Origin of the sequence: Kitasatospora sp. NPDC056181 (assembly GCF_042266225.1) — a bacterium.
GTDB lineage: Bacteria > Actinomycetota > Actinomycetes > Streptomycetales > Streptomycetaceae > Kitasatospora.
Genome location: NZ_JBHJUK010000151.1, coordinates 1 through 19,756, shown reverse-complemented (window position 1 = coordinate 19,756; position 19,756 = coordinate 1). Strand labels below are relative to the sequence as shown.

Annotated in this window: 20 protein-coding genes; 10 read left to right on the top strand and 10 right to left on the bottom strand. The window is 72.3% G+C overall.

What is annotated here, in order from left to right; all coding sequences use genetic code 11:
• Positions 1 to 42 precede the first annotated feature (42 nt).
• Positions 43 to 1,536 (bottom strand): glycoside hydrolase family 16 protein, encoded by a 1,494-nt coding sequence (locus ACFC1F_RS36330; protein WP_376164980.1) that lies wholly within the window; start codon positions 1,534 to 1,536, stop codon positions 43 to 45.
• A 265-nt stretch (positions 1,537 to 1,801) separates the two neighbouring features.
• Here ACFC1F_RS36330 and ACFC1F_RS36325 point away from each other — a divergent pair, with 265 nt between their 5' ends.
• The 3 genes from ACFC1F_RS36325 (at position 1,802) to ACFC1F_RS36315 (ending at position 3,357) form a co-directional block, all read left to right on the top strand.
• The gene (locus tag ACFC1F_RS36325) at positions 1,802 to 2,164 is read left to right on the top strand and encodes a DUF1304 domain-containing protein (protein ID WP_209410732.1); all 363 of its coding nucleotides are present in this window, start codon (positions 1,802 to 1,804) and stop codon (positions 2,162 to 2,164) included.
• Positions 2,161 to 2,715, top strand: a complete 555-nt coding sequence (locus tag ACFC1F_RS36320; RefSeq protein WP_376164978.1) for a TetR family transcriptional regulator — start codon at positions 2,161 to 2,163, stop codon at positions 2,713 to 2,715. The genes ACFC1F_RS36325 and ACFC1F_RS36320 overlap by 4 nt, the downstream gene beginning before the upstream one ends.
• 168 nt (positions 2,716 to 2,883) lie before the next feature.
• On the top strand, positions 2,884 to 3,357 hold the full coding sequence (locus tag ACFC1F_RS36315; RefSeq protein WP_376164976.1) for a GreA/GreB family elongation factor: 474 nt from the start codon (positions 2,884 to 2,886) through the stop codon (positions 3,355 to 3,357).
• A 146-nt stretch (positions 3,358 to 3,503) separates the two neighbouring features.
• On the opposite strand, the gene ACFC1F_RS36310 is transcribed toward ACFC1F_RS36315, so the two are convergent.
• The gene (locus tag ACFC1F_RS36310; protein WP_376164974.1) at positions 3,504 to 4,187 is read right to left on the bottom strand and encodes a DUF1345 domain-containing protein; all 684 of its coding nucleotides are present in this window, start codon (positions 4,185 to 4,187) and stop codon (positions 3,504 to 3,506) included.
• A gap of 241 nt (positions 4,188 to 4,428) precedes the next feature.
• Between ACFC1F_RS36310 and ACFC1F_RS36305 the strand changes: the two genes are divergently transcribed.
• Positions 4,429 to 6,741: an FdhF/YdeP family oxidoreductase gene (locus tag ACFC1F_RS36305; protein WP_376164972.1), complete on the top strand. Its 2,313-nt coding sequence runs from the start codon at positions 4,429 to 4,431 to the stop codon at positions 6,739 to 6,741.
• Positions 6,742 to 6,792: 51 nt separating this feature from the next.
• On the opposite strand, the gene ACFC1F_RS36300 is transcribed toward ACFC1F_RS36305, so the two are convergent.
• Positions 6,793 to 8,586 carry an FUSC family protein gene (locus ACFC1F_RS36300; protein ID WP_376164982.1) on the bottom strand — a complete coding sequence of 598 codons (1,794 nt, stop codon included), beginning with the start codon at positions 8,584 to 8,586 and terminating at the stop codon, positions 6,793 to 6,795.
• A 459-nt stretch (positions 8,587 to 9,045) separates the two neighbouring features.
• Here ACFC1F_RS36300 and ACFC1F_RS36295 point away from each other — a divergent pair, with 459 nt between their 5' ends.
• Both ACFC1F_RS36295 and ACFC1F_RS36290 read left to right on the top strand, forming a co-directional pair.
• Complete coding sequence (locus ACFC1F_RS36295) at positions 9,046 to 9,975, top strand: LysR family transcriptional regulator (protein ID WP_376164970.1); 930 nt, start codon at positions 9,046 to 9,048, stop codon at positions 9,973 to 9,975.
• 167 nt (positions 9,976 to 10,142) lie between these two features.
• Positions 10,143 to 10,940 carry an N-formylglutamate amidohydrolase gene (locus ACFC1F_RS36290; protein WP_376164968.1) on the top strand — a complete coding sequence of 266 codons (798 nt, stop codon included), beginning with the start codon at positions 10,143 to 10,145 and terminating at the stop codon, positions 10,938 to 10,940.
• Positions 10,941 to 10,994: 54 nt separating this feature from the next.
• Here the strand turns inward: ACFC1F_RS36290 and ACFC1F_RS36285 are convergent, their stop codons facing one another.
• The gene (locus ACFC1F_RS36285; protein ID WP_376164966.1) at positions 10,995 to 12,098 is read right to left on the bottom strand and encodes a hypothetical protein; all 1,104 of its coding nucleotides are present in this window, start codon (positions 12,096 to 12,098) and stop codon (positions 10,995 to 10,997) included.
• A gap of 285 nt (positions 12,099 to 12,383) precedes the next feature.
• Between ACFC1F_RS36285 and ACFC1F_RS36280 the strand changes: the two genes are divergently transcribed.
• Positions 12,384 to 13,094 (top strand): hypothetical protein, encoded by a 711-nt coding sequence (locus ACFC1F_RS36280; RefSeq protein ID WP_376164964.1) that lies wholly within the window; start codon positions 12,384 to 12,386, stop codon positions 13,092 to 13,094.
• Between the two features lie 73 nt (positions 13,095 to 13,167).
• Here the strand turns inward: ACFC1F_RS36280 and ACFC1F_RS36275 are convergent, their stop codons facing one another.
• Positions 13,168 to 13,971, bottom strand: a complete 804-nt coding sequence (locus tag ACFC1F_RS36275) for an NAD(P)H-binding protein (RefSeq protein ID WP_376164962.1) — start codon at positions 13,969 to 13,971, stop codon at positions 13,168 to 13,170.
• A 102-nt stretch (positions 13,972 to 14,073) separates the two neighbouring features.
• On the opposite strand from ACFC1F_RS36275, the gene ACFC1F_RS36270 reads away from it, so the two are divergent.
• The gene (locus ACFC1F_RS36270; RefSeq protein WP_376164960.1) at positions 14,074 to 14,721 is read left to right on the top strand and encodes a helix-turn-helix domain-containing protein; all 648 of its coding nucleotides are present in this window, start codon (positions 14,074 to 14,076) and stop codon (positions 14,719 to 14,721) included.
• 242 nt (positions 14,722 to 14,963) lie between these two features.
• Here ACFC1F_RS36270 and ACFC1F_RS36265 read toward each other — a convergent pair whose 3' ends face one another.
• From ACFC1F_RS36265 to ACFC1F_RS36250, 4 genes are all read right to left on the bottom strand, one after another.
• Positions 14,964 to 15,092: a hypothetical protein gene (locus ACFC1F_RS36265; protein ID WP_376164958.1), complete on the bottom strand. Its 129-nt coding sequence runs from the start codon at positions 15,090 to 15,092 to the stop codon at positions 14,964 to 14,966.
• 52 nt (positions 15,093 to 15,144) lie between these two features.
• On the bottom strand, positions 15,145 to 15,702 hold the full coding sequence (locus ACFC1F_RS36260; protein ID WP_376164956.1) for a glycine-rich domain-containing protein: 558 nt from the start codon (positions 15,700 to 15,702) through the stop codon (positions 15,145 to 15,147).
• Positions 15,703 to 15,835: 133 nt separating this feature from the next.
• A complete protein-coding gene (locus tag ACFC1F_RS36255; protein WP_209410746.1) occupies positions 15,836 to 15,994 on the bottom strand; it encodes a hypothetical protein in 159 nt (52 codons plus the stop codon).
• A gap of 26 nt (positions 15,995 to 16,020) precedes the next feature.
• The gene (locus tag ACFC1F_RS36250; protein WP_376164954.1) at positions 16,021 to 16,203 is read right to left on the bottom strand and encodes a hypothetical protein; all 183 of its coding nucleotides are present in this window, start codon (positions 16,201 to 16,203) and stop codon (positions 16,021 to 16,023) included.
• Between the two features lie 314 nt (positions 16,204 to 16,517).
• Between ACFC1F_RS36250 and ACFC1F_RS36245 the strand changes: the two genes are divergently transcribed.
• On the top strand, positions 16,518 to 17,093 hold the full coding sequence (locus ACFC1F_RS36245) for a DUF5919 domain-containing protein (protein WP_376164952.1): 576 nt from the start codon (positions 16,518 to 16,520) through the stop codon (positions 17,091 to 17,093).
• A gap of 349 nt (positions 17,094 to 17,442) precedes the next feature.
• Here the strand turns inward: ACFC1F_RS36245 and ACFC1F_RS36240 are convergent, their stop codons facing one another.
• Positions 17,443 to 19,080: an AMP-binding protein gene (locus tag ACFC1F_RS36240; RefSeq protein ID WP_376164950.1), complete on the bottom strand. Its 1,638-nt coding sequence runs from the start codon at positions 19,078 to 19,080 to the stop codon at positions 17,443 to 17,445.
• Between the two features lie 135 nt (positions 19,081 to 19,215).
• Between ACFC1F_RS36240 and ACFC1F_RS36235 the strand changes: the two genes are divergently transcribed.
• The gene (locus ACFC1F_RS36235; RefSeq protein WP_376164948.1) at positions 19,216 to 19,662 is read left to right on the top strand and encodes an SRPBCC family protein; all 447 of its coding nucleotides are present in this window, start codon (positions 19,216 to 19,218) and stop codon (positions 19,660 to 19,662) included.
• Positions 19,663 to 19,756: the final 94 nt, after the last annotated feature.

The window sequence follows — 19,756 nt, the reverse complement described above, 5'->3', positions numbered from 1 at the left end:
GGGGGGGCTCGCCCCCCCCCCCCCGCCGCGCGGCGCCCCGCGTCAGGTGGTGCTGAAGGTGAACCAGTTGACGTTGACGAAGTCGGCCGGCTGGCCGCTGGTGAAGGTCAGGTAGACGTCGTGCTTGCCGGTGACCGCGCTGATGTTGGCCGGCACGGTGGTCCAGCTCTGCCAGCCACCGGTGTTGGCGACGGCGAACGAGCCGACCGGGGCGCTGGTCCGGCTGTCCAGCCGCACCTCCACCAGTCCGCTGACGCCGCCCGCCGCGCCCGAGGCCACCCGGGCCTTGAACTGCCGGGCCGGGGTGCTGCCGAAGTCCACGCCGGGATAGAGCGCCCAGTCCCCGTTGGCCAGGGCGGCGAGGTTCTGGCCACCGCCGGAGTCCGTGGTGGTCTCCAGTGCCGTCCCCGACTGCCCGCTGTAGGCCTCGGCCTGGATGGTGCCGTACGCGCTGCCGGTGCCGCCGGGCGGCGGCGTGGTGGTCGGCGGTGTGGTGGTGGGCGGCGGCGTCGTCGGAGGCTGCGTGGTCGGCGGCGGCGTGCCCGTGCCCCCGGAGCTGTAGACCGCGACGTAGTCCACCAGCATCGGGACGCCGGAGGCGGTGCTCGCCGTCGGCGTGCGGTAGCCCGCCACCGGGTCCGGGAAGGCACCGCCCATCGCGACGTTCAGCAGGATGAAGTGCCCGTGCGCGGTGGCCGCGTCCCAGCTGGCCGCGTCCATCTGCGCCGAGGTGACGGAGTGGTACTGCACGCCGTCGACGTACCAGCGCAGCTGCTGCGGGCTGACGGTGCGGTCCCACTCCAGCGCGTAGGTGTGGAAGTTGCCCTGGCAGGCGGAGCCCGGGCAGGCGTGCACGGCGCCGAGGCCGGTGGTCTCGTTGCACGGGCCGCCGGGGTTTCCGCCGCAGTGCAGGGTGCCCCAGACCTGGTTGACGCCGTTGACGTTCTCCATCAGGTCGAACTCGCCGATGGACGGCCAGTTCCAGTAGTTACCGCGGTACGGCGCGCCCAGCGTCCAGAAGGCCGGCCAGTAGCCGGCCGCGGCCGGGCCGGTCACGTTCGGCATCTGGATCCGGGACTCGATCCGCAGCTTGCCCCCGGCCGGCGGTTCGAAGTCGCTGCGCCGGGTCTCGATCCGGCCGGAGGTCCAGTTGCCGTTGGCGTCCCGGATCGGGGTGATGCGCAGGTTCCCGGCGCCGTCCTGGCGGAGGTTGGCGGTGTCGGCGGTGTACGTCTGGACCTCGCCGGTACCCCAGTTGGCGGCTCCGCCGGGGTAGCTCGTCCCGGTGTCGACGATCCAGTCGGCGCCGGAGGGCAGGGTGTTGGCGGCGCCGCCGAAGTCGTCGCTCCAGACGGTGGTCCAGCCGGCGGGGGCGGGCGGGACGGCGGCCGTGGCGGTGGAGCCCAGCAGTGCGGCGCAGAGCGCGGTGGCCGCGCCAGCCGCCGTCAGGACGGTGGCCAGGGCCCGGCGGGGACGCCGTCGGCGGGTGGCGGTGGTGCTGGGCACGGTGGTTCTGGGCACGGTGCTTGCGGACACGGTGGGGCACCTCCGTGAGTGGGCGGACGTGGGGGGCTCGGAGCCGGTGGGAGCAACTGATGAGAGCGCTCTCATCCCTCCGATGCGCACCACTGTCCCGCCCCTGAACGACTGCGGTCAAGAGGTGAAGTGGCGAACTTCTGCCCGCGGCCAATGAGTTCATGCCTTGAACTGAGTGAGGTCGCCCGCCCTCCGAGTGGGATTGACCGCCTTCCTGGACATGTGTCTATGATTAATGGACACCTGTCCAGAAAGGAGCCCGTCCATGGGCGTCGTGGCGAACACGTTGGTGGCCCTGGTGGCCGCGCTGCACGGATACATCCTGGTGCTGGAGATGTTCCTCTGGGAGCGGGCGCCCGGCCGGGGCCTCTCCGGCTTCGACGCGCAGATGGCGAAGGCCACCGCCCCGTTGGCCGCCAACCAGGGCCTCTACAACGGCTTCCTGGCCGCCGGCCTGGTCTGGGGCCTGGTCGCCGGCGACCCCACGGGCTTCCCCGTCCAGGTGTTCTTCCTATCCTGCGTGGTGGTGGCGGGCCTGTACGGCGCGGCGACCGCCAACCGCCGGATCCTCGTCGCCCAGGCCCTTCCCGGCGCCCTCGCGCTCGCCGCCGTCCTGGCCGCGCGATGAGCGACGCACGGACCGACCGCACCCGGGCCCGGCTCCGCGCGGCCCTGCTCGCCGAGTGCGCCGAGCGCCCGCTGGCCGAGGTCAGTGTGGCCGCCGTGGTCCGGCGGGCGGCCGTCGGACGGGCCACCTTCTACCTCCACTACGAGGACCTCCAGGCCCTCGCGGTGGACGCCTGCGCCGAGGTCGTCCGGGACGCCGTCGACGCCCTGCACGCCTGGCGCGGCACCCCCGACCCGGCCGCCCCGCCACCCGCCCTGGCCGCCTTCCTCGCCGAGGTGGACCGGCACGCGGCGGTCTACCGCTCACTGCTCCTGCCCGGCGGCACCGGTCCGCTGGGCGACCTGCTCCACCGTCAGCTCCGCGAACGCAGCCGCACCGAGCGGCGGCTGGCCGGCGCCCCGCATCCCGATCTGGTCGCCACCGCCGTCGCCGCCACCTTCAGCGCCCTGCTCGCCGACTGGCTCCACGCCCTGGTGCCGGCCACCCCGGACGAACTCGCGGCCCACAGCTGGCGCCTGCTGATCTCGCTCCACCGCACGCCGTTCACCTGAGGGCCCGCGAGTCCTCGGGCCACCCGGCCGGGGCCGGGCGGGGCCGGCCAGGGCCCGGCGGGCGGCCCTCGCCCGCTGCCGCAGCGCCGCGGCTTGCCTGATATCTTCGAGAATGCCGCAATTGTCCCGTGGCACTCGACCGTGCCGCCTGCACTCCAGGAGCCCGGAATGACCGGTCAAGCCGAGCCCATCAGCGCCGTCGCCCGCGAAGCTCTGGAACGGGAACTCGCCGGGCTGCGCACCGACCGCGCGAAGGTCGCCGCCACCCTGCAGGGCGGCGAGGAGGTGGGCGACCGGGCTGACCAGGCCGACGAGTTGCAGCGCGCCACGGAGGTCGACCGCCTGGACGCCCGCATCGCCGTGATCGACGGGCGCCTGCGCCGGGCCACCGTGGCCGGCCCCCCGGACACCGACGCGATCGGCGTGGGCAGCACCGTGCGGGTGCGGTTCGCGGACGGGACCGAGACCACCGTCCAGGTCGGCGAGCTCGCGGAGGCGCTGGACCGGACCCTGGTCACCACCGACAGCCCGCTCGGGCGCGCCCTGCTCGGGCACCGCGTCGGTGAGACCGTCGACTACGAGGCGCCCACCGGGCCGACGACCGCCGTCGTGCTGTCCCTCGGCGACGGGACCGACGGGTAGCGGCCACGACCGACAGGTGGACCGACAGCCGCGACCGACAGGTAGACCGACCCGACCGACAGGACCGACAGGACCGACGGGTCGCAACGGCCCCGTGCACCACGACGCCATCGACGCCGTGCACCACGACGCCGGGGGCCCACCCGTCAACGGCCGGTGACGATACCGGCCACGAGGTTGATGGTGGTGGCCAGGATGCTCGCCCCGAACACGTACGACAGCAGGCAGTGCCGGAGGATGACCGCACGCAGCCGGGAGCTGGAGACGCTGGTGTCGGAAACCTGGTAGGTCATCCCCAAGTTGTAGCTGAAGTAGAGGAAGTCGCTGTAGCGGGGCGGGTCGTCGGTGTTGAAGTCGATCCCGCCCCCGGTCGACCCGCCCCCGGCCGACCCGCCGTCGACCGACCCGCCCCCGGCCGGAAGGTAGTAGATGTACGCGTAACGGGTGGCGTACATCAGATGCAGGGCCGCCCAGGACGCGAACACGCCGCAGAGCGCCGCCGCGGCCGCGGCGTGGCTCAGGTCCGACTTGCCGACCAGAAGCAGTGCCACGATGCCGGCCAGCCCGCACAACGCGGCCGCCACCACGACGAGTTCCTCGACGACCGGCCGGAACTCCTCGCGCCGCACGTTGCTGCGGGTGGCGTCGGCGTCCATGGGCCACAGGACGCACCACCCCGCCACCACGAATGCCGTCTCCGCCGCGGCGATCCCGGCGAGGATTCCCAGCGGGGTGGTGGTCAGCGCGCCGACGAGGGCACCGACCACCGCGCCGGCGACCGCCGAACAGGCGAGCCGGGGGACGGCGGGGAGCACCAGGCGGTTGTACACGGGGGCCTCGGGACGCAGGAACGGTCATCGGTGGAGCAGGGGGAGGACGGCGCGGGCGGGGAGGACAGCGTCAGCGTATCCGCGCGGGTACACCGGTGCAGCCCCGGCCGCACGGTGGGAGCGCCCCTGCGAAGGGCCCGGTACTGCCCACGGAGTCGAATGGCGTGCCCGGACCAGCGGGCATAGCCTGCCCGAAAATGCCGTTCCGTCCCCTCATGCCCGCTTCGGAGGGTCGAGTGTCGTGAGCACCAACAGTGACCAGCAGGATCCCCTGGAGGCCGGCGTGGGGCCCGTCCCCGAGGCGGATCCCGAGTTCCACCCCTACCACCACCCCGCCGCCGGCTGGGGCGCGGCGAAGAGCGTGTCCCGCTTCATGGTGCGCGAGGGCGCACTGGTGGACGGCCCGCGGGCGATCATGCGGATGAACCACGAGAACACCGGGTTCGACTGCCCGGGGTGCGCGTGGCCGGACGACACCAAGGGCCTGCACCTGGACATCTGCGAGAACGGCATCAAGCACGTCACCTGGGAGATGACCCGCAAGCGGGTCGGACGCGAGTTCTTCGCCGCGCACTCGGTGACCGAACTGTCCGGGTGGACCGACTACGACCTGGAGAACCAGGGGCGGCTGACCGAACCGATGGTCTACGACCCCGAGTCCGACCACTACGTCCCGATCAGCTGGAAGGAGGCGTTCGAGGTGGTCGGCCGCGCCCTGCGCGAGCTGGACGACCCGAACCAGGCCTCGTTCTACACCTCCGGCCGGCTCGGCAACGAGGCCACCTTCCTCTACCAGTTGATGGCCCGCGAACTGGGCACCAACAACCTGCCGGACTGTTCCAACATGTGCCACGAGGCGAGCGGACGCGCTCTCCAGGCTTCCCTGGGCACAGGGAAGGGGACGGTCGACCTCAAGGACTGGGAGAGCGCCGACGCCCTGTTCATCCTGGGCGTCAACGCCGCCTCCAACGCGCCCCGGATGCTCACCGCCCTCGCCGAGGCCTACCACCGCGGCGCGCAGATCGTGCACGTCAATCCGCTCGTCGAAGCGGCGGCCACCCGGACCATCATCCCCCACGACATGATGGACATGGCCCTGTTCAAGACGACCCGGACCAGCACCCTGAACCTCCAGCCGCGCATCGGCGGCGACATGGCCCTGCTGCGCGGCATGGCCAAGGCGGTCCTGGAGCAGTCCGAGTCCGACCCGAGGGCCCTGGACCGGGAGTTCATCGACCGCCACACCGCCGGCTTCGACGAGTACCGCGCACTGTGCGAGGCCACGTCGTGGGAGGAGATCGAGAAGCAGTCCGGGCTGAGCCGCGCCGACGTCCTCAAGGCGGCACGCGTGTACGGCGAGGCCGACCGCTCCGTCATCAGCTGGTGCCTGGGGCTCACCCAGCACGAGCACGGCGTCGACACCGTCCGGGAGATCGTCAACCTGCTGCTGCTCCGCGGCAACCTGGGCCGGGAGGGCGCCGGCCCCTCCCCCGTGCGCGGGCACAGCAACGTCCAGGGCAACCGCACCTGCGGCATCGACCACCGCCCCAGCGACGAGTTCCTGGACCGACTCGCCGAGGTCTGCAAGATCCGGCCACCGCGTGAGCACGGCCTGGACACCGTCAACACCCTCAGGGCGATGCACAGCGGTGACGTGAAGGTGTTCGTCGGCATGGGCGGCAACTTCGCGCTCGCGGCACCCGACACCCCGTACACCTACGCAGCGCTGCGCTCCTGCGAGCTCACCGTCCAGGTGAGCACCAAGCTGAACCGCAGCCACATCGTCCACGGCCGGCAGGCCCTCATCCTGCCGTGCCTCGGCCGTACCGAGAAGGACCACCAGCGCAGGGGCGTCCAGAGCACGTCGGTCGAGGACTCGATGAGCATGGTCCACCTGTCGGTCGGCATGAAGCGCCCCGCCTCACCGCACCTGCTGTCCGAGCCGGCCATCGTCGCCGGCATGGCCCGCGCCGCCCTGCCCGACAGCGCGACGCCCTGGGAGTGGTACGTCGAGGACTACGACCGGATCCGCGACACCATGGCCCAGGCCCTCGACGGCTTCGAGGACTTCAACCGCCGGGTGCGCCTGCCGCTAGGCTTCCGGCTCAAGCAGCCCGCCCGTGAACTGGTCTTCCTGACCCCGTCCGGGCGCGCCGAGTTCTCCACCGCCGCCCTGCCCGACGTCGTCCCCGCCCCCGGCACCCTGGCCCTGGGCACCATGCGCTCCCACGACCAGTGGAACACCACCATCTACTCCGACAACGACCGCTACCGCGGCATCAGGAACCTGCGCACGCTCGTCTTCATGAACCGGGCCGACATGCGCGAGCGCGGCATCGCCGACCTCGGGCCGGTCGACATCACGAGCACCGCGAGGGACGGCAGCCGTCGCTCGCTCCACGGCTACCTCGCCATCCCCTACGACATCCCCCGCGGCTGCGCGGCCGGCTACATGCCGGAGATGAACGTGCTCTGCGCGATCGGCGACCACAGCACCCAGAGCGACCAGCCGATCATGAAGCACCTCAAGGTCACCATCGACCCTTCCGCCTGACGGCGGGCCGGTCCGCCGTCGGTCCGCCCTCGGTCCACCGTCGGTCCGCCGTCACCGGACGAACCGCTCCAGGAGGAGGTAGGCACGCTGCTCCGCGGCGGCGAGCTCGGTCGGGTCGACCTCCGCCGGCCAGAGCTCGCCGGCCGCGGCGTCGTCGGCCTCGCGCAACTCCACCACGGCGGCGGCCAGGTGCGTCTGGACGGCCGGGAACGACCGCTCCAGGCGGCTCTCCAGCACCTGCTCCGCCTGCTCGGACGCCTCCGTGCACGCGGCCAGCGCGCGCTGCGCCCGGACCGCCGCCCGGTCGTGGACCACCAACAGCGCACAGGCCAGCGCGATGCCGATGCCGAGGACGCTGCTCAGCACCCGGTCCGTGACGAGGGTCCCGGTGGGCGAGGGGGCCGCCAGGTCGGTCAGCAGCAGCGCGAGCGGCGTGAGGAAGACGACTCCGAGGCCGTAGTTGCGGGCCACGACGTACTCCAGCAGGAACTCCAGGAACACGATCACCAGCACCAACGCCAGGGGACCGGGGTGCGCGGCCAGCACACCGAGCGCGAGCACCAGCCCGGCGGCCGTGCCCAGGGTGCGCTGGACGGCGCGCTGCGCCGCCGTGCGGACGTTGACCGAGTGCAGCACCGCGGCGGCGGAGATGGCCGCCCAGTAGGCGTGGCCGAGCCCGAGCAGCAGGGCCGTCCAACCCGCCAGCCCGGTACCGAGGGCCATCCGCAGGGCGGGGACGAGCAGGACCGAGGCGTGCCCGGGGCCGCCCCGGCGCTGCGCCGTCACCAGCCGCCCCGTCACCAGCTCGGCGGCGCGCAGTTCGGCGGCGAGCAGCGCGGCGGCGCGCCGGGTGGCAGAGGGACGGGTGGCGGAGGGATGGGTGGCGGAGGGACGGGTGGTCGGACCGGCCGGGTCCGGGACCGGGGCGACCCGGGTGAGGGCGGTCGGCGACGACAGCTCCGACAGGAGTGGCGGCTCCCGGTGGCGACGGCTCACCAGCAGGCGTACCTGGCCGCGCAGGTGCCGTGCCAGGCCGGTGGCGTCCTCCGGCGGCCGCCGGCCGGACCCGATCAGCAGCGACCAGGAGAGGTCGGTCAGGCGCACGCAGGTACCGCCCCGGCCGACACCCAGCTCGGCGGCCGTCGGAGGCATGACGTCGAGCATCCGGTACGCCTGCAGAACGGCGGCGGTCGCCCGGTGCCGGGCGGGCCTGCTCTCGCCCGCCGCACTGCCGCCGGTCGCCCCTCCGCCCACCGCACCGCTGCCGGTCGCCTCCCCGTTCACCGCACCGGCGCCGGTTGCCCCTCCGCCCGCCGCACCGCCGCCCACCGCACCACCGCCGGTCGCCTCCCACAGGTACGTGAGCTCGCGCAGGGCCGCCGCCACGGCGAGCCGCTGCGGACGGTCCGGGTACACGAGCCAACCCGCCACGGCCAGGCCCCAGGCCACGGCAGCGCCCAGGGCGGCCAGGCCGGTCTGGGGAAGGACGTCGGCCGGGGCGGGTGCGCCGTTGGCCGCCACGGCGAAGGAGAAGAGCAGCAGCACCGCGCCCAGCCCGCCCAGCCGTGCCGCGTCGCAGGCGAACTTCGCGACGCCGGCCACCACGGCCATGGCCGCGATCACCACAGCGGCACCTGCTCCCCCGTCCCGCGGATGGGCCCACGCGGCGAGCGCCGAACCGCAGCCCACGCACGCCGTCATGGCCACCGCGACCAGCGCGAGCACCCGGGCGCGGCGCGCATAGGGCAGGTTGTGGCCGAACGTGGTGGCGAAGGATCCCAGCATCGTGTAGACGGCCTGGTCGGCGTGCCCGGCCAGGGCCAACGGCACCGCCGGCAACGCCATTGCCAGCGCGGCCCGCAGGGCGAAGGACAGGGCGCCGTCGACGCTCTTCAGAGCGAGCGCGCCCCGCGGGGAGAGCGCGCGCCGCACCCTGGCAGCCGCACGCCGCCGGCCGCTCCCCCTGGTACTCAGCACGCGCCGATCCGCTCCTCGTCCCGGATTCATCACTCCGCGATCACCCTCCGCGAATTCCCCGGAGAAGTCAAAGAGGGATTACCGATTGCCCGATCGGCGCCGGTTATCCGAAACGATAAGCCATACCTATCGGCTTATCGGCGACCCCTCTTTGACCTTTCGGTGCGCACGAGGGAAGCTGCTCCCGCACCAGAATTCGGGTATTCGCGAACAACACTCGTGAATACCCGAAAATTTCACCGTGCCCCCGTGCCCCCGTGCCCCCGTGGCGCCGTGCCGACGAAGCGCCGACTGGCGTCCGGAGCGACGGTCCGGTAGACCCGGGACGTGCTGTTCCGTCAACTCGAATACCTGGTGGCCCTCTCCCGGGAGCGCCACTTCGCCCGCGCCGCGCAGGCCTGTCACGTCTCCCAGCCCGCCCTCTCCGAGGCGATCCGCAAGCTGGAGGAGGAGCTGGACGTCCCGCTGATCCTACGCGGCCGCAGGTACGAGGGCCTCACGCCCGAGGGCGAACGCATCGTCGTGCGGGCGCGGCGGATCCTGGCCGACCGTGACGCCCTCCGGAGCGAGGTCGGCGCCCTGCGCAGCGGGCTGAGCGGCCGGCTGCGGATCGGGGCCGTCCCGACCGCGTCCGGCGCCGTCGCCCAGCTGACCGGCCCGTTCTGCGCGGCGCACCCGCTGGTCACCGTGGAGGTCAGTGCGGACCTCCGGTCGGAGGAGATCCTCCGGCGGCTGCAGAACTTCGAACTCGACGCCGGAGTCACCTACCTGCACGGAGACCTCTCCGAGAACCTCCGGGCCGTCCCGCTGTACGAGGAGCGGTACGTGCTGCTCACCGGCGACGCCGACAGCCTCGCCCACCGGACCACGGCGACCTGGGCGGAGGCCTCGCAGCTGCCGCTCTGCCTGCTGACCCCGGCGATGCAGGGCCGCCGGGTGCTGGACGAGCTGTTCGCCGAGGCCGGGCTTCGGCCGTCGCCCCGGGTCGAGACCGATTCCGTGGCGGCCCTCTTCGCCCACGTCCGGACGGGAAGGTGGGCCAGTATCGTCCCGCGCACCTGGCTGCACGTCTTCGGCGTGCCGTACGGCATGCGGGCGGTGCCGATGACCGGGCCCGCCCGGGCGGTGCCGGTCGGGCTGGTGGTGTCCGCCCGCGAGCCGGGTTCGGTCCTGGCCCGCGCACTCACGGAGACCGCCCGCAGCACCGACGTCGCCGCCGCCCTGGACCGCCTCCCCGGCGACCCCGGGCCGCAGTAGACGAGCCGCAGCAGACGGGCCGCGGCGGACGGGGCGCGGTGGGCACGCCGCGGTCGGACGAGCCGCGCCGGACAGCGCACCGCAGACAGGGCGCAGCAGACGGGCCGTCGGGCGGACATGATGTCGGTGACACCTCATCACCACACCCGACACGTTGCGAGGACCAGATGACCGACGCCTCCGTCTCCTTCCGGCTCCACCCGGGCGCCCCCGACTCCCCCGTGATCCTGCACGTCCCGCACTCCTCCCGGGACATACCCGCCGGGGTCCGCGCCGGGATCGTGCTGGACGAGGAGGCGCTCACGCGGGAACTCGACCACATCACCGACGCGCACACGGCGGAGATCGCCGCGAGGGCGTCGGCCGCGGCGGGCGTCACCCCCTGGCGGTTCGTCAACCGGCTCTCGCGCCTGGTCGTCGACCCCGAACGGTTCCCCGACGAGCGGGAGGAGATGCTGGCGGCCGGCATGGGTGCGGTCTACACCCGGACCACGCACCGCGAGGTGCTCCGCCCGGAGGGTTTCGACGGCCGGCCGTTGCTGGAGCGCTACTTCCACCCGTACGCGGAGGCGGTGACGGCCGCGGTCGAGGAGCGTCTGGAAGCGGTCGGTCGCGCGGTGGTCATCGACGTCCACTCGTACCCGACGAAGGCCCTGCCGTACGAGCTCCACGGTGAGGGGCCCAGGCCGCCGGTCTGCCTCGGCACGGACCCGTTCCACACGCCCGCCGCGTTGCTCGACGCGGCGCAGCAGGCGTTCGCGGGCTTCGGCGGCACCGGCCTCGACAGCCCGTTCGCCGGGACGTACGTGCCCCTGCGGCACTACGGGAAGGCCGCGAACGTCAGCGCCCTCATGGTGGAGATCCGCCGCGACCTCTACATGGACGAGCCCGGGGGCCCCGCCGGCCCCGGGCTCGACGCGCTGGCGGGCGCGCTGGCCGACCTCGTCGGGCGGCTCTCCGGCTGACGGGCCTCCGGGCCCCGCGACCTGCTGGCCGGCGGGCCTCCGGGAGCCCGTGACCTACTGGATGCTCCAGCCGTGCGGATGGCCGGGGTCGGCGGGGCAGGCGAAGACGTTGAGCTCGCCCCAGCGGCCGACGGTCACCTCCGTGGGCGTGGCGTACTGGTGTGCCGGCAGGTCGCGTTCCTCCAGTGGTTTCCAGCTGCCGCTGCCGCCGTCCCACTCCGAGCTGTCGACGGTGAGCAGCAGGTGCATCGGTGTCTCGCAGACCCGGCAGTCCATGGGGCCCGGGTCGGTCGTGTGCCAGGAGGCGAAGCCGCCGGCGCGCCAGCCGGGCGGAATGGAGAGGTCGTACTGGTAGCGGGCCGACCGGTCCGCGCCTTCGTCCGCCGACTCCTCGCCGTTCTCCTCGGCGTCCTCCTCCTCGGCCTTCTGCTCCTCGTCCTCCTCCTCGGCCTCCTCCTCGGCCTCCTCGGCCTCTTCCCGAGCGTCCTCCCAGGCGTAGATCCGGGCGCACAGGTCCTCGGGCAGGAGGCCGGCGAACGGGTACGTGGCCACCTGCTCCGGGTGCAGCACGCACGGCTCGGGCACGTACCCGTCGAAGCCGACCACCTGCGGCTGCGGCGGCACGGCCAGCACCTCGGACACCTCCCGGGAACGGCGCCAGCGCAGGTCGAGGTGCATGCCGTAGCCGGTCGGCCCGTGCAGGTCGAAGGGGCACCAGAAGACCTGGAGCAGGTCGCAGCCGTCCGGTCCGGCCGGCAGGTCGGGGAGGTCCCGGCGGTACAGCTGGGCGAGGCCGATCAACGGCGTCGGGGCGGCCGCGTCCTCCGGTTCGAGCCGGTACTCCCGCCGGAGTTCACCCAGGAGCTGCCGCTCCTCGTCGGTGGGGCCCGACGAGGGGTCGCGGGCCCAGGCCGTGTCCAGCACCTGCCGGTACCGGTGGATGTCGGCCGGGCGCCTGCCGCGGCGGCGGCCGTGCGGCTGGGGGCACACCGGCCACGGCTCGTCCGCCGGCCACAGCAGCGGCCCTCCGACGTGGCTGGCCGTCACCTCCGGGCGACCCGGCCGCGGGTGGAGCCGGGTGGTAGTGCCCCGGTGGGCGGCCAGTTCCGGGAAGAGCGCCTCGACGTCGAGCGGGCGCGGCGGGGTGGTCCTCGTCATGGCGACGACCATAGACAGCCGCTGCGCCCGCCGTCCGGGCACCCCCGGCGACCCCCGGTGGCCCCCGGCTGTCCCCGCCCTCGGATGGCTGCCCATGACCCACCGTCTCCACGGCGATCGCCCCTGTCCGACACCCTCGCCCCGGCCCGAGGCCCGCCCCTCGGGCCGGAATCTCCACAACTTCGCTACAAGAAAGCCGGGTTACTCCCCAGTCGGCCGGCGCCCTGGAAGCATCCCTGCTGGGCATCGGGGAGGTGCCCGTGGACGCGATCGACAGGGGTTGCGATGAAGACTCGGATCAGGGACGCGAAGCGTCCGGCCCGGCCCCGGGGGCCCCGGCCCTCCGGGGCGGTCGCCCACGCACTGACGAAGGGCCTGTTCCTCCTCGCAGGACTGGCCACCACCGTTCTCGGCTTCAGTTGGTTCGTCGACGAGCACGACGCGGCGGGCGCCTACCGCACCGCCCCGGTGTGCGGCACGGCGGCGCACACGCCCGGCACGGACTGCGTGCGGCACGAGACCGGCAAGGTGACGGCCATCAGCACCGACATCGACGGCGAGTCCACCACCTACAGGCTGACCGTGGCACGCGAGACGGCCCCCGGGCACAGCTACACGGTCAACTCGGCCGTCTTCTACGACGCGAAGGTCGGCGTGGACGTGGAGCTGGCGGTCTTCCGGGGGCGGGTGGCCGAGGTCTCCTACCACGGGCACCGCGCCCAGAACCCTGGCACGCCCTGGCTGACCTCCGTTGAGGTGGCCCTCCTGGTCGGCCTGGGATCGGCACTCACCGCCACCGGCGTGTCCCATTCACGGTTGGGCCTGCGAGCGGCCCCCTTCTATTTCTCCACTGCCGTCTTCGTCGCCGCCATGGCCTTCCTCGGCTGCCTCGTCTTCGTCTCGTCGCAACAGCCGCTCGCCGTCACCCTGGCCGCCCCCGTCCTCGGCTGGCTGTCCATGACCGCCTGCGTCATTGTGGCCACCTGGGACTGCTGAGGGCGCTTGGGACAGCCGAACGGGCTGTGCCCCTTGAACTGCCAGAGCCCCGGCGGCAGTCGGCGGCGGTCGGTTACGGCCTTGCCGCGAATGCCTCCCGATGGTCGCGTGCCCACTGCTCGAACGTGCCCGCAGGCCGGCCGAGCACCCGCGGCACGTGATCGGTGACGTAGGCCGCACCGCCGGCGCGTGCCCAGCCGATGCCGGTGACCATCCCGGCCGGCAACCGGTCGAGCGCATTCGTGTCGGTGATCCTGACCGGCCGTTCCAGCACGCCCTCCAGGATCGCCGCCTGCTCTGCGGACGTCAGAAGCTCCGGCCCGGTCAGGTCGTACCGCTGCCCGCCGTGCGCATCACTGGTCATGGCGGCGACGGCGACGGCGGCCACGTCCCTCGGGTCGACGATGGCCTGCCGGGAGTCGCCGGCCAGGTTCGGGATCGGTTCTCCGGCCTGGATCAGGGCCCGGTACCGCAAGAGGTTCGAGGCGAAGCTCGGCGGGCGAAGCATCGTCCACACGAGCCCGCTGGCCTCGATCGCCTCCTCCGCGGCGAGGTGCCACACGCCGACGGTCGCCCCGTCGAACCGCTCGCCGCTGCCGATGGCGGACAGCTTGACGATCTTTCGGACGCCTGCCGCCCGCGCAGCTGTGAGCAGGGCGATGTCGTGGTCAGCGGTTGGTACGGGGGGCACGGTTACGAGGAAGACCGTGTCGACGTCGGCCACTGCGCGCGCCAGCGACGCCGGGTCGTCGAAGTCGGCCCGCACCCCGCCGGGCCGCTCGCGGCGGGACATCGCCCGGAACGGCAGGCCCCGCTCGGTGAGCAGGCGGACGACGTGACTACCGATGGTGCCGGTGGCACCGGTAACAAGGATCATGTCCCGACGATGACAGCGCTCTCACACCTCGTGATAGGAAGTTTCGGCACTATCGTGGGCCGCATGAGCTCTCTCGTCGTACCGCCTGCCCTTCTGCGGTGGGTGGCCGGGATCGATGTCGCCACGGCGGCCGGTTCGGCGGCGGTCGACGTGCCCGACCACGCCACCACACTTCTCCTGCGCACCGACAAGCGCGAGCTGATCGTCATGGGCCCCCGTACCCGTGCCGCCTATCACGTCGCCGCGCCCGGCCACTCGTGCATGCGGGTTCGTATGCGGCCGGGTCGTGCCCAAGCCCTGCTCGGACGTTCGCTGCGTGGTCTCGCCGACGGTGCCCTGCCGCTCCGCGAACTACCGGACCTGGACATCGACGAGCTCGCCGCCGACCCGGTCACCGCTCTCGAAAAAGCGTTGGCCGACCGCCCGGAGCCGTCGGAGCGACTCGAAGAGGCGGCGCGTCTACTGGCCGCCACCACTGTCACCGCGACAGCGGCCCGGTTGCACATCAGTGAGCGCCGCCTGCACGCCCTGTTCACCGACGCCACCGGCTTGTCCCCCAAGCACTTCGCACGCATTGACCGCGTTCGCACCGTGCTCGCGGCCGATGCGGGCCGATGGGCGGACATCGCCGCGACGGCCGGCTACTACGACCAGTCCCACATGACGGCCGAGTTCCGCCACTTCATGGGTGTCCCACCGGCCGCGTTCACCGCTGGTCGGCGCCCCGCCGCGACCGTGTGCACTGCCTGAGTTCCAGGACACCGCGCAGAGAAGCAGGTCTTCCGGTGATCACGGCGCGTCGAAATCCCGTGATCACCAGCCCTGTGCAAGGCGAAGAGGGCCCGGCCAGTCACGCGCCGGAACGTCATGTCGGTGACGGACCGGGTGGGTAGAGGCCGTTGCCGACTGCTCCGACCGGTGCGAGGAAGAGGCGTTCAGGGGCCCGGCCGTCCTCCGTGGGCGACGTCAGAACGGCCGGGCCGGTCGGTGGGTTACTCCGAGTCGGGGTCAACGAGGAACACGCGCGTTACGGGTTTCTCCGTCTCGCCCTCGCTGCCCTCTGCCACCTCGTAGTACTTCCTGACGAGGTCCGCGTACTGCGGGTCGGTCCAACTGTCCATGGAATCTCCCTTCCCGCATCAGCGTAGGGACTGCCCCGAGCGTGGCCGGCTGTTACGCCGGAACAACCTTGCTGGGCTTCGGCTTCGGCTTCTTCTCGATCTTGATCGGGCCGCAGTTCGAGCTGGGCGTGTGCCAGACGATCGAGCGGACATCCACCTCGCTCTCGTTCGGGCCGGCCCACAGCTCGCGGTCCGGGGCCACCCCGGCCGTCTCCATGGTGGCCAGCGTCAGGGCGACGTTCTCGGCGTCGTACGCCGTCTCCTCCGGCGTCTCCGGGTAGTGGTGGATGAAGCCGCCCAGCTTCTCGCACAGCTGCGCATACATCTCCGTGTGCAGGATCAGGGCGTGCCAGCCCTCGTCCACCACGGGCGACGGCGCGAGCGGAAGGTCCCGGTTTCGCGAGACGGTCACGAGGTAGGCCAGGGCCTCCCCGACGATCTGCCCGGCGAGGTTCAGCTCCATACCGGGGTTGTTGCCGACGACGGTCACGGCAACGCGACGGAACTCGTCCCGCGTGAGCAACATCATCGACGGGACGGCCGGGGCCGCCGGGATCATCGGGCCGGGTCCGGGCGGAGCCGGCGGCACGGGCGGCGTCGGAGTGGTCATACTGGTGTCTCCTCACGCTGAGGGTTTCCCGGGCGTCGAATGACGCTCGGGGCCGTTCGGTGTTGCGGAACCCGCTCCGGCTGCTGCTCTCTGCCAAGATCTCGGCTGCCGGGGCGGGAATCTGTGGGAGTGCTCACGGGCGCGGACGGCAGACCGTCAGCAGCAACGCGACGACCACCACGAGGCCGGCCACGGACACCGCGAAGGCGGCCGTGAGACGCCGCGGGTCGCGGATCCCCTGACGGTGCTGCTCGGCGATGTCGCGGTAGGGCTCCAGGCCGTCGTTCGTCATCCGTGGCGGTCGTGGGCCATCGGGACTCAAAGGCGTCTCCTGGCCTTGCAGTTGATGCAGACGCAGTGCACGAGGATGGAGTCCCTCGACAGCCGTTCGGCGGGCGTCGCGAAGCTGTCGTCCCGCTTGGCGGCCCGGTAGTCGTCCAGCGGGGTCCGGACCGTTCGGCGGTCCTGCGGACCACCGCCGGCTCGTCGCTGTGCGGGCATCGTCGCTCCTCTCACCTCTCACTCAGTTGACGCATCGTCATCATCGGCAACCAAACGGGCCGGATCACCCCCGTCACCGAGACATGGAGGCCGTCTCGGCACTACCGTTCAAGAACGCCCAAATGTCCGATGGGAGAGTCTTGAACACTGCACTTCGGGACGCTATGGCGGCCGCAAACGTGAAGCCCCGCCAACTGGCGACCCGGGTCGGCGTCGCACCTAAGACCGTGGAACGCTGGCTCTCAGATGCTCAGCTGGTACCACACCAGAGAAACCGGGACGACGTGTGCACGGCGTTAGGAGTTGAGGAACGCATGATCTGGCCCGATGCCGTACGAGCGAACGTCAAAACGGGGCACGACCGCGAGATGTTCGCCGCCTATCCGTACCGTTCCGCCTGCCCGTCGTCCGTGTGGGGTCAGCTGATCGGCGACGCGAAGACCGATCTGCTCTTCGCCGGATTCACGAACTACTTCCTCTGGCTGGAGCAGCCGGACTTTGTCGGCACCCTGCGTACCAAAGCTGAGGCCGGCTGCCGCGTCCGCTTCCTGTTGGGCGACCCGGACGGCGAGACCACGCGTCAGCGGGAGCGCATCGAAGGCGTCGCCCTGAGCGTGTCGACGCGCATCCGGATCACCCTGGAGAGCCTGGCCAAGCTGCGAGGCGTGGACGGCCTGGAGGCGCGCTTCAGCGCGCCCGACGACGGCCCCAACCACGTTGGCCTCTCCGTCTTCCGGTTCGACGAACACGCGCTTGTCACGCCGCATCTCGCCCGCGTCGTCGGCCACGACTCCCCGATGATGCACCTGCGCCGGCAGAGCAGCGGAGGTCTGTTCGACCGGTTCTCGGAACACGCCGAGGAACTCTGGGAGCGTGGAAGGCCGGTCTAGCCCGGCTGGTGTCACGCCTTTGCGGCCGGCCCACGTCCTCCACCCGTCAGGTGGGAGAACGCCGTGGAAGTGTGCCGGAGGTTCCCCTCCACGGCACTTCCCGCACACTCCCGGAACGGTCTTGCCGGGCACGGCAGGGCGCCGCAGTCGTACGCCGCAGGGCGCGGCAGGGCGGCTTCACGGACCCCGCTCGTCTGTGGCAAGGAGGCACAGAGGATTCGAAGCAAGTCCTCCACCACCCAGCCTCCCGCGAGCAGCCCCTCCACCACGGCGGACTGATCGGCGAGCGCCGCGGCCGCCCGCCGGCCGGGCTGCCCCGGCGGCGGGCGGCCCCCGGCGGGCGCGGCCGTCAGGCGTGCGGGGGGCCTGCCTCCGCCGCGAGGCCCAGCAGGCCGGCGGCCTGTTCGCGCATCTCGACCTTGCGGACCTTGCCGGTGACGGTCATCGGGAACTCGTCGACGAGGTGCACGTAGCGCGGGATCTTGTAGTGGGCGATCCGGCCGGTGCAGTACGCGCGCAGGGTCTCGGGGGTCAGCTCGGGGGCGCCGGGGCGCAGCCGGACCCAGGCCATCAGCTCCTCGCCGTACTTGGCGTCGGGGACGCCGATGACCTGGGCGTCGAGGACGTCGGGGTGGGTGTGGAGGAACTCCTCGATCTCGCGGGGGTAGATGTTCTCGCCGCCGCGAATGACCATGTCCTTGATCCGGCCGGTGATGGTGAGGTAGCCCTCCTCGTCCATCACGGCGAGGTCGCCGGTGTGCATCCAGCCGTCGGCGTCGACCACCTCGGCGGTGCGGTCCGGCTGGTCCCAGTAGCCGAGCATGACCGAGTAGCCGCGGGTGCAGAGTTCGCCGGGCGTCCCGCGGGGGACGGTCCGTCCGGTCTGCGGGTCGGCGATCCTGACCTGGAGGTGCGGGCCGGGCCGGCCGACGGTGGAGACGCGGCGCTCCAGCGGGTCGGTGGCGCGGGTCTGGGTGGAGACCGGGGAGGTCTCGGTCATGCCGTAGCAGATCGACACGTCGCGCATGCCCATCCGTTCGACGACCTGCTTCATGACCTCGGTGGGGCAGGGCGAGCCGGCCATGATCCCGGTCCGCAGGCTGGAGAGGTCGTGATCGGCGAAGCCCGGGTCGTTGAGCTCGGCGATGAACATAGTGGGGACGCCGTAGAGCGACGTGCAGCGCTCGGCGGCAACCGCGTGCAGGGTGGCGGCGGGGTCGAAGGCGGGGGCCGGGATCACCACGCAGGCGCCGTGCGACAGGGCTGCGAGGTTGCCCATGACCATCCCGAAGCAGTGGTAGAACGGCACCGGGACGCAGATCCGGTCGTGTTCGGTGTAGCCGCACAGCTCGCCGACGAAGAACCCGTTGTTGAGGATGTTGCGGTGCGAGAGCGTCGCGCCCTTGGGGAAGCCGGTGGTGCCCGAGGTGTACTGGATGTTGATCGGGTCGTCCGGGGCGAGCCCGGTAGCGGCCGGCCCGTCGGCGTCGGCGGCGCCGAGGAAGCCGGTCCAGGCGGCGGAGCCGATCAGCAGGACGTCCTTCAGCTCCGGGCAGCGCGGCGCCGCCTCGGCGAGCATCGCCGCGTAATCGGAGGTCTTGAACGAGGGCGCGGCGACGACCGTGCGGATGCCCGACTGCCGCAGCACGTACTCCAGTTCGTGGGTGCGGTAGCCGGGGTTGACGGTCACCAGGATCGCGCCGATCCGGGCCGTGGCGTACTGCACGAAGACCCATTCCGCGCAGTTCGGCGCCCAGATCCCGACCCGGTCGCCCCGGCCGACGCCGAGGGCGAGCAGGCCGGCCGCGACCCGGTCCACCTCGGCGGACAGCTCGCGGTACGTCCAGCGGCGGCCGGCCGGCAGGTCGACCAGCGCCTCGCGCTCGGGGAAGGCACGGATGACCCGGTCCAGGGCCGCGCCGATGGTTTCGTCGAGCAGGGGCGTGGCCGTGGCACCGGCGCCGATGCTGGCGGGCGGGGTGGGCATGCGGGGGCTCCTCGGCTCGTCCGGACAGCTGGCGCCCGAGTCTATGCAGGGCCGCGCCTGACGTCATTCACCCGTGTGTACTGGAACCATGACGCAACGTCACCGAATTGTCGAAGGAACGTCGGAGGAGCACCCATGGCAGGTCAGTTCGAGGCCGTGATCGAGGTCGAGCGACCCATCGCGGAGGTGTTCGCCTACCTCGCGGACGGCAGGAACGACCCCGAGTTCAGCCCGCGCGTCCTGGAGATCAGCAAGGATCCGGACGGCCCGACGGCCCTCGGCACCGTGTTCACCAGCACGGTCAAGGACGCCGGGATGCGGACCAGGCGCCGGATCCGGATCACCGCACTGGACGCCCCGACCACGCTGCGCTGGACCGAGGTCTCCCACAACCTCGTCACCTCCAGCGTCGGGGGCTACGACCTGACACCGCTGACCGGGACCACCACACGGGTGCGGATCTTCAACTCGCTGGAGGGGCACGGGTTCGGCAAGCTCCTGGTGGGCGTTGCCCTGAGCGCGGCCCGCAAGGACGCACCCGCGTTCGGCCGGCGTATCAAGGCGGCGGTCGAGGCCTCCTGAGCGAGGCTCCCGCCCCGGGTCGCCCTGACTGCGGCTCCCGCCCCGGGGTGCAGGGCCGGCGGTAGGTCGGCCCTGCGGCCGGGGCAGCCCGGGG